The organism is Paenibacillus sp. FW101-FHT12H11, from assembly GCF_058790355.1.
Genome location: NZ_JBYTCO010000001.1, coordinates 761,382 through 776,994, shown reverse-complemented (window position 1 = coordinate 776,994; position 15,613 = coordinate 761,382). Strand labels below are relative to the sequence as shown.

Annotated in this window: 11 protein-coding genes; 1 reads left to right on the top strand and 10 read right to left on the bottom strand. The window is 45.7% G+C overall.

Translation table 11 applies throughout. The annotated features are described in order from the left end of the window. Positions 1-16: 16 nt before the first annotated feature. From AC3WTJ_RS03300 to AC3WTJ_RS03255, 10 genes are all read right to left on the bottom strand, one after another. A complete protein-coding gene (locus AC3WTJ_RS03300; protein WP_492520550.1) occupies positions 17-835 on the bottom strand; it encodes a carbohydrate ABC transporter permease in 819 nt (272 codons plus the stop codon). An 11-nt stretch (positions 836-846) separates the two neighbouring features. Continuing rightward, entirely contained in the window at positions 847-1,767 is a 921-nt protein-coding gene (locus AC3WTJ_RS03295; protein WP_492520549.1) for a carbohydrate ABC transporter permease, read from the bottom strand. A 97-nt stretch (positions 1,768-1,864) separates the two neighbouring features. Continuing rightward, a complete protein-coding gene (locus AC3WTJ_RS03290) occupies positions 1,865-3,178 on the bottom strand; it encodes an ABC transporter substrate-binding protein (protein ID WP_492520548.1) in 1,314 nt (437 codons plus the stop codon). Between the two features lie 547 nt (positions 3,179-3,725). Beyond that, positions 3,726-4,970 (bottom strand): MFS transporter, encoded by a 1,245-nt coding sequence (locus AC3WTJ_RS03285; RefSeq protein WP_492520547.1) that lies wholly within the window; start codon positions 4,968-4,970, stop codon positions 3,726-3,728. 117 nt (positions 4,971-5,087) lie between these two features. Further along, the gene (locus tag AC3WTJ_RS03280; RefSeq protein WP_492520546.1) at positions 5,088-5,939 is read right to left on the bottom strand and encodes an aldo/keto reductase; all 852 of its coding nucleotides are present in this window, start codon (positions 5,937-5,939) and stop codon (positions 5,088-5,090) included. 87 nt (positions 5,940-6,026) lie between these two features. Continuing rightward, complete coding sequence (locus tag AC3WTJ_RS03275) at positions 6,027-7,553, bottom strand: extracellular solute-binding protein (protein WP_492520545.1); 1,527 nt, start codon at positions 7,551-7,553, stop codon at positions 6,027-6,029. Positions 7,554-7,606: 53 nt separating this feature from the next. Next, positions 7,607-8,749: an enolase C-terminal domain-like protein gene (locus AC3WTJ_RS03270; RefSeq protein ID WP_492520544.1), complete on the bottom strand. Its 1,143-nt coding sequence runs from the start codon at positions 8,747-8,749 to the stop codon at positions 7,607-7,609. A gap of 64 nt (positions 8,750-8,813) precedes the next feature. Next, positions 8,814-9,695: a carbohydrate ABC transporter permease gene (locus tag AC3WTJ_RS03265; protein ID WP_127454831.1), complete on the bottom strand. Its 882-nt coding sequence runs from the start codon at positions 9,693-9,695 to the stop codon at positions 8,814-8,816. Between the two features lie 25 nt (positions 9,696-9,720). Next, positions 9,721-10,680, bottom strand: a complete 960-nt coding sequence (locus AC3WTJ_RS03260) for an ABC transporter permease (protein WP_492520543.1) — start codon at positions 10,678-10,680, stop codon at positions 9,721-9,723. A 186-nt stretch (positions 10,681-10,866) separates the two neighbouring features. Continuing rightward, a complete protein-coding gene (locus tag AC3WTJ_RS03255; RefSeq protein ID WP_492520542.1) occupies positions 10,867-13,182 on the bottom strand; it encodes an AraC family transcriptional regulator in 2,316 nt (771 codons plus the stop codon). A gap of 435 nt (positions 13,183-13,617) precedes the next feature. On the opposite strand from AC3WTJ_RS03255, the gene AC3WTJ_RS03250 reads away from it, so the two are divergent. Beyond that, entirely contained in the window at positions 13,618-15,531 is a 1,914-nt protein-coding gene (locus AC3WTJ_RS03250) for an endonuclease MutS2 (protein ID WP_492520541.1), read from the top strand. The last annotated feature ends 82 nt before the right edge of the window (positions 15,532-15,613 follow it).

The window sequence follows — 15,613 nt, the reverse complement described above, 5'->3', positions numbered from 1 at the left end:
TGGAAATCCCTTCTATCTATCCTTTAACCCCTGACATCGCCACGCCTTGAACAATGTGTCTTTGTAACAGAATAAACACCACGATGGTTGGGATTGCTGCAATTGAGCTTGCCGCCATGATCATATTCAGGGACATTATATTATTCGACAAAAACGTTGGAAGTCCTGCCGAAAGGATCATGTTCTCTTGCGAAGTAATGGATAGGTAAGGCCATAAGAAGTTGTTCCAGGACAGGATGAAATAAAATATGCCGACGGACACCATCGCCGATTTCGTAAGCGGTAAACAGATGCGCAGCCACAAGTTGATACTCCTGCAGCCGTCAATCTCCGCTGCTTCCATATAATCCTTAGGGACACCGTCCATAAACTGCTTCAGCAGCAGAATTCCAAGAGGATTCGTCAAGCCAGGGAGAATAATCGCCCAGATATTATCGATTAGTTTCAGGTGCAGCGTAGTCTCATATAGCGGAATCAGGATGGCTTCCGTCGGGATGAGCAATCCTGAAACGATAAGCAGATAGAACAAGCCTTTGGATTTAAAAGGCAATTTGGAAAAAGAGAAAGCAGCCAGCGAGCTGAATAATAAGGAGACCACGGTGGTTATTACACCAATCACTGCGGAATTCCAGGTCCATCTCAGGATCTGGGAATCCTTCATCACTTTGGCATAGTTAGCGAAGGTCAAATCAGACCATTTTATCCAATCGCTTAAGGTATAGACATTGATGCCATTGGGCTTTAATGACACCAGAAGCATCCATATGAGGGGAAAAATAAACAACAGGGCAAGAACGACGGCGACGACATTCAGCGTAATTCGTTTTAATGGCATTGGGACCTCCGTTAGTCTTGACGATTTGTCAGTTTAAATTGAATCAAGGCGATGAGCAGCATCATGAGACAAAAGACAATAGACTGAGCGGAAGCAAGACCGAACATATCCTTTTTAAACCCTGTCACATAAATGTATCTGATCATCGTATTCGTCGAATCGCCCGGACCGCCGCCTGTCATGATTTGAACTTGCCCGAACAGTTTCAGACACGCAATAACCTGATAAAACACCTGTATTTTCATGACTCTAGACAAACCTGGGAGCGTAATATGCCAAAATTGCTTCCAGGCGCCTGCGCCATCTATTTTCGCAGCTTCGTAATGATCCGTGGGAATTTCTTGTAACCCAGCTAGAAACAAAACCATGACGAACCCAACCGTCCACCAATTGGTCGTTATCGTAATTGCCCACCAAGCAAAATTTTTATCCGTTAACCAGTGAATTTCTCCAGGGATGCCAATAAGCTTTAAAAAAGCATGGATCGGTCCGTACTTGGAGTCGAACATACGCAGCCAAATAAAACTGATAACAGAAACCGAAAGCACATACGGCAAGAAAAAAATCGAACGAATCGTTGTTCGGAATAGGATTTTTTGATTGATCAGCAGCGCCAATACGAGCCCTAGTACAATAACGGCCGGCGTACAAATCAAAACGAAGTAAACCGAGTGCCACATATACAAATAAAAGTCAGAATCGGTGAAAATTTTCTTATAATTCGCCAAACCAACATACTTTTGCATGCCTTGAATGTTCCATACGTGCAGGCTCATCCACGCCCCCCGACATACCGGCCAGAGGTAGAAAATCGTAAAGGGAAGGAGGAACGGTATCAGGTACAAAATCGCTTTCCAGTCATTAAGAAAAGGCCAAACGTAGGTTTTTCGAAGGACAACCGTCCCCTCGTTCTCTCTCACTTTAGTCTCCATAGGGTATACTCCTTCAATCTTTACTCTATACTCCAAACTAAAAAACCGGGTGAAGCCGCCTTTCTTGTTGCAGCCTCACCGGTTGGCATACTCCAGGCTAGTTGGATAAAATGTCGTTAATCTGCTTATCCAACGTTTTCAGCCCGTCTTCAGGGGATTGCTTGCCGAAAATAATGTTTTGAAGCGATTCCGAAACTGTCGTGATGATCGTCGTGTATTTATCGGTTTTCGGTGCGAATTTCACCGTTTTTTGAGCTTCGATGAAGTAATTGCGGTAAGGCAGCTTTTTGTATTCGTCGCTTGTTGTTACAGCGCTGTTCGCCGGCACGTGGCCTGCTTGCCCCCAAGTTTTGCCGCCAACTTCCGAGAAGTACTTCATGAATTTGGCTGCCGCTTCTTGTTTCTCTGGTGCTACGTAGCTAGGAATGACTAGCAAATGAGAGCTTCCCCAATGCGTTTGGCTTCCGAAAATGGCCGGGAGCGGCATAGCGCCGATGTTTGGCGATTTTTCTCCGAGCAGTAGACCCGCTTCCCACACGCCGCCGAACCAAAATGCCGCTTTACCGTTGTGGAACGAATCCCATGGGGTTTTATCATTGAGATCCGTATATTTGTTGTTGTAAAGGTCCATGTAGAATTTCAAAACATTAAGCGCTTTGTCATTATTAATGGCCGCTTTGTTCGCTTCCGCATTCAGCAAGTCGCCGCCCGCTTCATAGTACAGGTTCAAGAAAGGCTCTTGGAAATACGGCGTATTCACAGCAAGTGCTTGCACGTCCGGCACTTTCGCATGGATTTGTGCGAGTGTCTTCTTGAAGCCCTCCGGTGATAGATCGCCGAGCTTAGGCGTGCCGTCATCGTTCAGCAGTTCCGCTTTTTTCAGCAAATCTTTATTGTAATAGAACATATGGAAATGCGTGTCTAGCGGAACTGCGTAGGGCTTGCCATCGTAAGAGACGCTTTTGATATTCGAGTCGGAAATTTGTTTTAAATCAAAACCGACCTTGCTGGCCAACTGATCCACCGGGACAATTTGCTTCGCTTTCACAAACGGTGAAATGCGGTCCACGTGCGCGACGGCGACGTCCGGTCCTTTGGAGGAGGATAACGCTGTGCTAAGCTTTGCATAATATTCGTTGGACTCAAGACGGAGCTGCTTCACGGTGACTTCTTTCTGGGATTCGTTGTAACCTTTGATGATTTGGTCGACGAAATCGCCCTCTCCACCGCCGAACATATTCCAAAATGTGATTTCGACCGGGCTTGCCGGTTTGCTCGCCGCTGCTTTCTCTGTAGCTGCTGCTGTCGATGCCGCGTTGGTGGCAGCGCTTTCTTTTGTGCTCGAGCAACCGGAGATGACTAAGGTAAGTGCTACACTTGCCATCAGCAAACTGGTTAATTTCTTTTTCATCGTACGTACAACCCTCTCTCTGATTGATGGATGATTTGCGAAAGCCTTTTCACTTGGCTCCCTTGGTTATTACTTTACAGGGTTAACGCCCCGGTCTAAACCGATAAAAGGATGATCATTGGGGAACAAATTTAAGATTGTAAGCGCATGCAGATGAAATGAAGTAGACGATCTTACGATGGGTGTTCAAATGTACGATATGAATTCAACCTGATGCATCGTTTGCCACCATTCGCTCACCGAGTTATGGCTGCAGCAGCATCCTATGTTGTATTTTGTGCAGCCATTTGACTTTAATTGGGGGTCGGATCGTCTCTATAATGTACATAGTACAACCATTCATGCGCTAAACCGCTTATTTCTCACCTTTTCGCAGCAAATGGTTGTATATTGTGCAACGAAAGACCGGATTCACGGTCAGAACACGCCGTTATGTTGTATAAAATGCAGCATAAACCTTCTTATGCTCGTCCCTCCTGTTACTTCGCCAACGAACAACAAAAAAGATGACCCCTATACAATTAGGGATCATCTTTAGTTACTAACCTCACGTCTGCCCTTGCAGTCTCTGAGCCAGCTTGCCCTGCACGAACCAAGCATACACCGCAAACCCTGTGAGCAGCGCTACGGCTGTTAACAAAAATGGCAAGGCGTAATGATTGCCAGCCAAAATGTACCCCGCCCAATACGACGCAATCGTATTGCCGATACTCCGTGAAACCGTCCTCATCCCTGCAAACACATTGCGGTCTTCTTCGGCAACGGCGGACATGCATTCGCTGTCCATCATGTTGTTCAGCATCGTAAAGCCTGTGCCTCGAATCATCAGCAGCACGGCAAAGACAGAACTAGGCATAGTTAGCGCCATCAGCCCTACCACTACGATGTTGTACAGAAACAGGAATACAAAGGCATTGCGGCTGCCCATACGCTCCAATAGGTACGGAACGAGAAGCGAGCCGACAAAAAAGAACACACCGGAGAGAGCTAGCAGCCCGGAGATGCTGCCGTCCTCCATCCCAAATCTAAACTTCAATATGACGTTGAGGAACGGGCTCAACAGACCAAAAGTGAAGCCAGAATTAAAGATAAGCAGCGCAAGCAGGAACATGAGCGAATAGGCATGCGCTTTCTTGTGCTTGACTGAAGACGGAGCTGCGGAAGTCTCTGACTTCTCGGTTGCAACGGATCGGTCGTTGGCAGACGGAAGCAGCAAGCCCCTTAGAATACCTGATAGTCCCAAACAGCCGCCAGCCACGAAAAAGGCGTATTGGTACAGCGTGCTGTGCCCTGGCAGCCACAACGGGAGATAGCCTCCCAACCATGTGCCGATGCCGGTGCATAAGGTAAAGATTGCAAACAGCAGCGAGTAAGCGCTGGTCTCTTCTTTTTTCGTGCGGCAATATTGAAAAATCAGTTGGATTTCCGAATTCACAATGGCGCTAATACTAAGGGACCAAGTGAGCTGTGCGGTGGTTATCATGCTGACACTCGTGCCGAATCCAAAGATGATTAACGCTAAAAAAGCCAGCAGCATGCCGATAACAAGCATCGTTTTACGGCCTATGTATTTGACGACGATCCCTGCCGGGAGACTGGTTAGCCCCACGGTCAGCGCTCCCAGCGAGGTGATGCGCCCGACGTCCTCTTTGGAGAAGCCGAGGTCCAGCAGATGTAAGTTTAAAATCAAGTTAAAAATACCAGCGCCGATGCCAAATAAGCTTTCAGTGGCAATAAATCGTTTGACGCCAGGGGATAAATCACGGAATAAACCGACTGTGTACGACCACATAGCTGCTCCCTTCCTCTTGCTGTATGAACCTATCTTACATGTCAGGGGCGCGGGGTTCAACATGAATCATAAAAACCGGAACCCCAACGGAGTCCCGGCCCTCTTTTACCCAATCCATCAATAATACGTAAACATTTGCCTAATATCCACCCTGCCCGAAAGATGATCGCAAATAGCCACATTTTTCCGGACTTCCTCCGCATTTCGCATACCGATCAGGGCGACATCGACATGAGGATTAGAAAGCACAAACTGGATTAATGCCTCGGTATAATCAAAATGGTTTTCCGGATGCACCATCGCCATCCAACGTTGAAAAACACCCGAAGTAAACGCCCGCATAACTGCAATACCCAAGCCTGCTTTTTCCGCTTCAAGTATACTGCCAAAGGGTCTATTCGGATCATAGGGATGCTGCATCAAGATATTGTAACAAATCTGCATGATATCAAATTGCCCGCATTGGATGAAATCATAAACAGCTCTGTTCGAATCCTCACTCGTAAAGCCAATAAAACGAACCAATCCCTCCGCTTTGAATTGCAGCAGTTGCTCCAATATCCCGCCGTGCAAAACCTGTTGCACATCTTGATCCTTGTAACTGGTACCGTGAAGCTGAAAAAAGTCCAATCGGTCGGTCTGCAGGCGCTGCAAACTCTGTTCAAGGGATCGCCTCAGATCATCGGGAGGGCATATTTTAGCCTTGCTTGCCAAAAAAACAGCGTTGCGGCTGCCTTTCAAGGCGTATCCAAGCAGCTCTTCGCTTTTTCCGTTTCCGTATCCTGGTGCCGTATCGAAATAATTAATGCCTGCTTCAAGTGCGGCATCAATCGCTGCGATAATGTGGTTATTGTTTTCCGGCAAATCAGGATTGTACTCCCGCAAATAATTCCTTAGTCCCGCTGGAGCTCCGCCAAAGCCAATCCGACTTACCATGACATTTGTTTTTCCGAACGCTACATATTCCATGTTTTTTACACTCCTTATTAAGGTGTATTCCCAACGTCGGTTAAAAAACAAAGAGGCAAGGATACCCCTTACCTCCTGCAAATAATATTAATTCTGAGCTAGACGCTTTTTGTACTCGACATTAAATTCTTCTGTGATTTTTTGGTAGTTCGGATCTTTTTTCAACGTGTCAATATATTTATCCCAATCTTCCAATGCAATTTTCCCGATGATGACTTGCGTTTTCATGTCGGCGATTTTTTTCTTGTAGTCGGCACCCAACTTAATATCCGTATCCGATACAAGACCAATTGCCGGATTGCCAACGGAAACCTTCGCTCTTTCTTCCGTGATTTTCATGTTTCTCTGATAAACCTCTTTGGGCATGCCAGCCGCATATTGCCACAAATCAACAACTGGCGTACTGAACATTTTCCCCCATGTTGCTGTTCCTACGCTGTCTGCCACCGCTTTATCATTCGATACTTTTAAACCATCTGTAAGCGTATAATGAACATCTTTAATCCCATACAAGGTTAAATCCAGCCCTTCGCCACCGGAACCGTAATTCACGAAGTTTAAAATGGCCTTCATTTTTTCTTCCGAGACCGATTTCGGTATCGCCAGTACACCATTCATCCCTGTACCTTGGGGCACATAAGGCTTGCCTCCCGCTTTGGGAGCTAAAGAAACCATCGGCGTCCATTCGACCTTCGGATCTTTTTTCCATTGGTCCATTGTGTATCTGAACAACGCCTCTGGCGTCTCATTCGTAATTCCGGCTCTACCGCTTGTAGCGAGCTCCCAATATTGATTTTCTTTCAAAACCGGGAAGTCCTGCGGAATTAATCCTTCTTGATACAGCTTGCGCTGGTAGACCAGCGATTCTCTCATTTCCGGTTCAAGATACATGTTAACCAGCTTACCGTCTACAGCTTTCCACATGCCAACTGTCCCCAGGAATACTTCGTCAATGGTTGCTGATCCCCGCATCGTAAAACCGATTGTATCCTTTTTGCCATCTGGCGCATTATCCTTAAACGCTTTCATTACCGTATAAAGCTCATCCATATTGGTCGGCATCTTCAGCCCAAGCTTATCCAGCCAATCTTTACGAATGTCGAAGAATCCGCCTCCATCCAACGGCCGTCCTGCTGGAATGGCATAACTTTTGCCATCAATTTTGGTATTGCTCCACGTTTTCGGATTAATGGACACCAGGTTTGGATAATCTTTGATATACGGCGTCAAATCCCAGAATGCTCCCTGTTTGACCATTTGCCGGAATAAAGCAGTCGTGATATCCGGGATTTTGATCAAATCGGCAATATCGCCTGCAGCCAGTGCCACATTGACCCGGTCCGCGTAATCACTCCCTGGAATCCACTGAACCGTCAGCTTTGTATTCGTTCTTTTCTCAAATTCTTTCAGAACCGGATTATCAGCACCCGGCGGCTGGGTAATCGTAAAGTCGGTCATGACTTTAATTTCGGTAGGCTTCGCTGGCGCTTTCGTCTCTTCCTTCGTTGTAGTCGTCCCTCCATCTTTCGCCGGAGCCGAAGAAGGTGCAGAGGAACAGGCGACTGTAAGGGAAAAGGATACAACTAACGTAGATAAAACGAGAAGTTTTTTCATGTTTTACTCATCTCCCATAAATGTAGTTGATAGACCGGTTCACCTTGCCTGAATTATACCGTCCAGCCACTTTCACTAACTTTGCTTGTATAATAAGCATCGTCAATGTGCAAGCCAAAGCCAGGAGTCGAAGGAACGGTGATTTTACCATCCTTGATGCTATAACCGGAAGTGTCGATACCTGGAATCTGCGCCTCATCCCATTCAACAAACATAAACCCTTCAATGGCTGGATATACCTGAGCGGAAGCAAAGTTACCATAGAAACCACCGTAGTTGTGCGGTGCTGCTTTTACTCCGCTTTTAGCCAATCTTTTCGCTAATTTCAACCAGTTCACAATGCCATAGTCCTTCAAATCGTATTGAATTGCGTCGATCAGGCCTTGCTCCGCCCATTCCACAATAGGATCAGCCGCTAACCCTTCGCCGTCTGTGATCAGCACGTTTAATTTCTCCTCGCGCAGCCACTCCTTCAGATTGCGGTAGAGCCTGTCATCTTCGTGAAAAGCTTCCTCTATCCACAATAGGTTGGACTGTGCCGTTTCTTTCAGCACATGTTTGGTCAGATTCAAATTGTACCCATTGTTCGCGTCAATGGAAATGTTACATTGTGGACCGACCACATCCCTGATCCCGTTCACAACAGCAATATCTCTTTTGGTGCCTTCCATTAAATCCATATGCATCGCGCCACGGCCTACTTTAATTTTGAAACCGCGGAAACCTTCGTTATAGCCTTGCATGGCTTCTTCCTGAAGCAATGCGACCGCGTCCCGCTCTGAACTCAGGTGCAAATCATCAAAGTACAAGGATGTATCATAGCAAGGAACCGTTAGTGGGGATGTCCACTCTTTTTGGCTCAATAGTTTATACACAGGCACTTCTCTTACCTTTGCCAGCCAATCAAACAGTGGGAATTGAATGCTTTGGAACCGGTCTTTGATCCATTGTTCTTCACAAAATATTTCGCTGACTGTGGCTCCGATCATGGCTTCAGCAGCTTCCCGAGAAACGCGTGACCAGCTGTAACCCATGATACCCCCAATTGTAATTCGCACTAGCGGAAAACTTACTTCCTTTCCGTGTATACCAAGCCTTGCATTGCAGCCAGCCAACCTTCTGCGTTCACCCTTCATTATCACTTGCTCGATTTTCTCAATCTTCCAATTCTTATCCAAGTCAGAAAAGTTGTTCATACACGCTAGTCTCCTTTAGTTATATTTATTGGTTTAACAAGCCTGCCGGAATAATCCGTTACGATTATCCTTTCACAGAGCCCAACATAACACCTTTGGTAAAATGCTTTTGCAAAAACGGGTAGACCATCAAAATAGGAAGCGTAGACACGACAACTGCGGCCATCTTGATCGTTTGAGTAGGCAGCTGCTTATCCGAAGCCATCTCTACCGCGAGTGCTCCGCCGACCGAAGTATCAGAATCAATGAGCATGTTGCGCAGGACAATTTGTAAAGGCACCTTTGTAAAATCATTAATATACAACACGGCACTAAAGAACGTATTCCAGTAGGCCACGGCATAAAACAATCCGAATGCGGCCAGCGATGCGACAGAAAGCGGTAAAATAATTCGGAAAAAGATGCTTAGGTCATTACAGCCATCAATCATTGCAGCTTCTTCCAACTCGACAGGAATGCTGTCAAAGAAGCTTTTCATCAAGATCACGTACCAGCCGCTAGTCAAAACAGGGACAATCAACGCCCACACACTGTTTATGAGCCCCAAATCGCGGACTAATAAATAAACAGGGATAATGCCCGGATTAAAAAGGATCGTAACCATCACCATGATCATCATGACTTTTCTTCCGCGCAGTCTTTTACGGGATAATCCGAATGAGAAGGCTGCTGTTATCATGAGGCTTAACAGGGTTCCCACTGTTGCCAGAAAAGCACTGACCCCAGTTGCACGAATGAAAGCGGAAGTGGAAAGCAAATATTCATAAGCGCCCACACTCCATTTGCTCGGGAACAGGACAAAGCCGTATTTCTCTATGTATTCACTAGGTTCCGTAAAGGAAACAACGAATACGTAATACAAGGGAAATAACGTAATAATGCCAATGACAACAAGCAGCAGAACAATCGCCATCCCAAATATTCGGTCTCCAAAGCTTTCTCTCATTGCCTTCCCTCCTCGGAATTTTCGTTTAATACACACCTTCTTCACCGAAGCGTTTGGCCAGCCAGTTAGCCCCGATAACAAGCACAAGTCCAATCACGGATTTAAACAAACCCGCTGCCGTTGTATAGCTGAATTGTCCTTGTTGAATCCCATTTCGATAGACATACGTTTCGAAGACGTCGGCAACGTTCGCAACTGCGCCATTGCTCATCAGAAACACCTGTTCAAAACCAACATCCATGATTTGCCCCAAACGCAGAATTAAAAGAATAATGATGACGTTACGGATACCCGGTAAGGTGATGTGCCACATTTGTCGGATCCGGCTGGCGCCATCAATCTTCGCTGCTTCATACAGCTGCGTGTCAATGCCTGTCATGGCTGCGAGGAAAATAATCGTTCCCCAGCCTGTGTCTTTCCAAATGTTTTGGCCGGTAAGCAGCCCCCAGAAATAATTTTCATTCGTCAAAAAATCCATTTTGGGAAAACCCACATGTTCGAGCAGCATATTCACAATCCCATTCGATTGCGAAAGCAATAAAAAGGTAATCCCTGCGATAATAACCCACGAAAGAAAATGCGGTAAATAGACAATGGATTGAATTATGCGTTTAAAATATTTGTTGGTTACCTCATTCATGCAAAGCGACAATAAGATAGGAAGTGGAAAGAAAAAGACCAGACTCAACAAGCTAATCATCATGGTATTTCGAAATAATAGAAAGAAGCTGGGATTTGTAAAAAAGCGAACAAAATTTTCAAAGCCTACCCAAGTGCTTTTAAAAACGCCCATATAGGGGGAATAGTCCTGGAAGGCGATAACCAGCCCCCACATCGGGTAATATTTGAAAACAAGAAAATACAGGATGCCTGGAAGGACCAGCAGATATAAATACTTGTCACGTTTGAATTCGGACCATAGTGAAGTTCTTGCCTTCCGTTGTATAAGTTGCTGGTGATTCTCCTTCGTCACTTGGATGCCCATGTACCAATCCTCCCTTACAATGCTTGTGATCAGCTGATGGCCTAAATGTAAATCACCAGCCTATTTACCGCAATAATAATAAATTTTTACTATGTCTCGAAAAATTTCCGGCTATCGTCTTTTTTTGAAATGAACAAAAAAAGCCCCTCAAACATGAAGAAGGGCCGCTTTGAGATGGATATTTTACTACATCGATTGCGTGTGCTTTTCCCGATACTGCCGGGGAGTGATGCACTCACTCTTTTTAAACATTCGGATCAGATAGGACGGTTGATAGTGCAATTGCTCCGCGATATCGTTGATTTTCATATCCGTTGTCACTAACAGCTCCTTGCATTTCTCAATTCTCATCCGAACCATCGTATCGATAAAATTGATTCCGTTGATTTGCCTGAACACCTTGCTTAACTTAGAGGGGCTCATCTGCAGCTGATCCGCGTACATCTCAAGCGAAACGTCGAGTAAGATGTCCTTCTGCATTTGCAAAAGCAGATTATCGATCATTTCCCTCAAATTGCTATCGTAGGTTATCGTTAACGCTTTAACAAAAGGTCTTATCAGCTTGTATTGAAACCACTCCAGGATTTGATCCGGCTCGGACAACTGCATAAGCTGCTCATAAAGATGAACCCCTCCATAGAGGGAGAATAGATCCACTTCGTGCTTGATCATCGCATTATGGATCGTTCCGAGCAGTTTCATCATCCCTTGGTGAACCATGAATTCAGTGCTATGATTGGTTTGCAGTTCAAGCATGAATTGCTTGATGAGCCGCATGGCCTCCTCTTCAAGCCCCATACTGACGGTATGCACAATCTCTCTTTCCAGCTCAAAAGGGAACTGATTCTGGCTTGTATTCGTCAGCATGAACTGATTCAAATCCAACATTTGATTGGACGTATGGTGGTCACGAAAACGGAGAGCTTTTCTTGTCTGCTCCAGAATCTTGGGGATGTCCTTTATCGAGTCGGATATTTTACTAGTCACAATCGTAACTTTCATATGCAGAACATTATTAACCGCCACGATGTAGTCATGGGCAAGTTTGTTGAAATTTGCTTTAATCGCTTCATTGGACTTGTCAGGATCCAGAACGAAAAATACACCAATGGATAAATCCTGAAAGTTAATGATATGCACCATTTCCGATATCTCCGTGCACAGCTCTTTAATGATATTAGAAGCCGCGAAGGTAACCAATTGGGCATCCCGCTCTGAAAATTTACCGCCTAATTCAGAAATACCGTGAAACTGGGCGACCATAATGGCAAATCTTTTCGATTCAACATCCCAATCCAGCTGCTTTAACTTCTGAATAAGCTCAGATTCCGTGTGTGAGTACAAATTACCTTGTGAAAATTGCAGTAAAAAACTTTCTCTAAGCGCAGGAATGGACTGCTTAATTTGGATAGAAAGCTCTTGCTCTGCTTGAAGCTGCAGCCTCCATTGATGCTCGATATACGTAATTTCGTTTTTTTCGTTCGATCGGTTTGTTCTGGAATTTTCAAAAAGACGCTTTACCCGATAAATGGGATCGTATATTTTGTTGGAGGCAAACCATGAAAGCAGCAACCCGATGATTAAGCCAAACATACTAATCCAGACAATAAGAGTAGATAAGGCAGTTACAGGCGCTACGATTTGCGATACAGGAGTAGCAGTGACAACCGTCCATTTACTGCCTAACTTAGAAATACTCCCATACGAGACGTTATATTTTTTGTGGTTCCAATCGAATTTGAACATATTCTCATTGGCATTTTCTACAGATATTTGACTTTTTAATGCATCTTCCAGCGTCAGCAGCTCTTGACTGTCTTCTTGTCTTGGCGGGGTCGTTAAGTAATCCCCATTTTCATTAAAAAGAAAAGCGACTCCTTCGCCTGAGACGAGTTTCTGAACCATTGTGTTTAATTTATTTTGGTCCAGGTAAATAATGAACATCCCGAAGGAACCATACATTTGTCCACCGGGGAGCTTAATTATGATCGCTTTGTTTATCGTGTCAGGCATATTTATCTTTTTCAAGGAATAATCCCAATAGATCGTTCGCTCTTGATCCAGCAAAGAATTCAACAGCTCGCGATCCTCATCGGTTCGCACAGATTCAAACCCGGCCTCATCACCGATGATCTTGTCTGAATCACGCAAGTACAGGCTTACACTGTTAATAAGGGAATTCGACTCCGTAATAAGTGAAAACGATTTCATAAGTTCGTTTGTTTTTTGAAAATCCTGAACGAAATCCAACTCCTTCAGAGTCTCGTCCAAACTCCGGTCGAAAGCAAGCCGCACAACGGAATGTTCCAGATTGGCCATATAGTCATTCAATTGCTGGATCGAGGAATGGAGCTGATTCTGATGCGCCTTATTCACTTCGGTTTCGATCCGATCTGTTCCGATATAGTAAATAATGACGCCTATAAAAGCAATAGGAATGCAAGTAATCAACAGTACAATACCCAGGTTTTTCCAAAATATAGTTCCCCTGCTTTTACTCATTTGCTTATTCATCCGTTCATCTTCACACCCATCGCCTATTTTGGTTGTATTGAACAATTAATTCGTCACGCTTGTACATATTCCTCCAATAGTTCCCTTTTTATACCATTCAAACTTCTTATGGAAAGTTTGATTTAAGCTATTTTATCCCACGATTTTCAGACTGGACTCGCATAAGATAAGGGTATATTAGCTGTATAGATTTATAAAGGAGAGATTTTAATGTCTGAGGTCGTTCTTAACCAGTAATTTCATAATGCAACCCGTTTGTTTCGCGTACACGAGTAAACCGTTCAATAGGACAGGTTTGTTTGGTCGTGCGCTACGGACAGGTTGCATGTGATGCTGTTAAGAACATCAGTTTCTCCCTAAGCGGACTGGAAACGATTGTTGTTTCCAGTCCGCTTTTTTTTGTACCCAAAAGGAGGCATTCATTTGAACAAGTCCACTTATCAACGTTTGGAATACGACCGCATTAAACAGCGTTTGGCCGACTTTGCCATGAGTTATTTGGGGCGCGCCCACATTCAGAACATGGAACCAGTCATTGAAATGGCCCTCGTCGCAACCTTGCTTCAAGAGACCGAAGAAGCGCTAAGTGTTATCGCCCACGGAGCCAGTGTGCCGATCCCGTCCCTGGAAGGCATTGAGCCGCTTATAGGCACTTTCGGGAAAGGATTTATTTTTACACCACAGGACTTAATGCACTTCGCCAGATTCATGGAAAGTTCACAGCAGCTTAAGAACTTTATGAAAAAGAAGGAATCCGTCAGTCCGCGCATCGCTTCCTATGCGCTATCCTTATACGAATTGCATGAGCCGCTGGCCGAGATTCGGCGCTGTATCCGCAACGGTCAAGTCGATAACGAGGCGAGCTCCGCCTTATCGCGTATCCGCAAAAAAATGAACATCATCGACGACCGCATGCGCAAGAAACTGGACACCGCTTTGTCCAAATACCGCAGCTATTTGCAGGATAGCGTCATCTCGACAAGAGGAGGCCGGTACGTGTTGTCCGTGAAGAAGGAACACCGCAAACAAGTTGGCGGCGCGGCGCTAGATGAGTCGGCAAGCGGGCAGACTGTCTTTATTGAGCCGGCTGATATCGCCGATCTGCATGGCGAGCATTTACACTTGCAAGCCGAGGAAGCTGCGGAGGTAACAAGAGTGCTCAGCGATCTAACGGATCTGATTGAGCATAGTAAGTATGAAATTTCAATCAACTTGGAAACGATTGGCCATTACGACTTTATGTTCGCAAAGGCTAAATATGCGAAAACAATCGACGGACGAACGGTCAAACTGAACGATCGCGGCCGGATCTCCCTACATGGCGGCCGTCATCCGCTGCTCGGCAGGCACTCGGTGCCGCTTGATATCCGCATCGGCGGCGAGTATCGCGCGCTTGTTATTACAGGACCGAATACGGGAGGCAAAACCGTTTCACTGAAAACCGTCGGACTGCTAACACTTATGGTGCAGTCGGGTCTGCTCGTTCCGGTAGGAGAAGGAAGCGAATTCGCTGTATACAGATCCGTTATGGTCGATATCGGTGACGGACAAAGTCTCGAGAATTCGCTCAGCACCTTCTCTTCGCATGTCAAGAACGTGATCGGCATCCTCAAAGAGGCTGGACCCTCGTCGTTGGTCCTTCTCGACGAGCTTGCCTCAGGAACCGATCCTGGCGAAGGGATTGGCCTATCGATCGCTGTGCTGGAGGAACTGTACCGCCGCGGGGCTACGGTCATGGCGACGACACATTTTAACGAGATCAAGAAATTTGCCGACGCTGCGCCCGGCTTCGAGAATGCGCGTATGGAATTTGATTCGGAAACGCTTGAGCCTCTTTACAAGCTGACGATTGGTCAAGCCGGTTCCTCTTATGCCTTCTATATCGCGCAAAAACTCGGTATGCCGTCTGCGCTGATCGAAAGATCGAAGATGATCACTTACGAGGCGACGCAGCGCTTGCCCGAAGCGCCAGCAATAGCTGCGGCGTTTACAGAAGAAACACCTCCTGTAAACGTCCCGTTGAAAGAAAAAAAAGAGCGAGCGCCGGTGCCGATTTTCGCTATTGGCGACTGCGTCTGGGTGCACTCGCTTCGCCGCACCGGCATTGTGTGCAGCGAACCGGACCATCGCGGAAACATTACGGTGCAAATCCAAAAGGAGAAGGTGCGCATCCACCGCAAGAGAATGTCGCTTTATATCGATCGCAGCAAGCTATATCCGGAGGGAGACTACGATATGGATATCGTGTTCGAATCGAAAGACACCCGAAAGAAGCGAAAGCAGATGAGTAAACGTCATGTTGAGGGGCTAACGATTGCGTATAAGGAGAATGAGTAGCCGGGGCACGTTTTAACTGGATAGAGAAAAGCCCGAGGATTTTTTCCTCGGGCTTTTCATACTCGTGTTAAAATATTACATA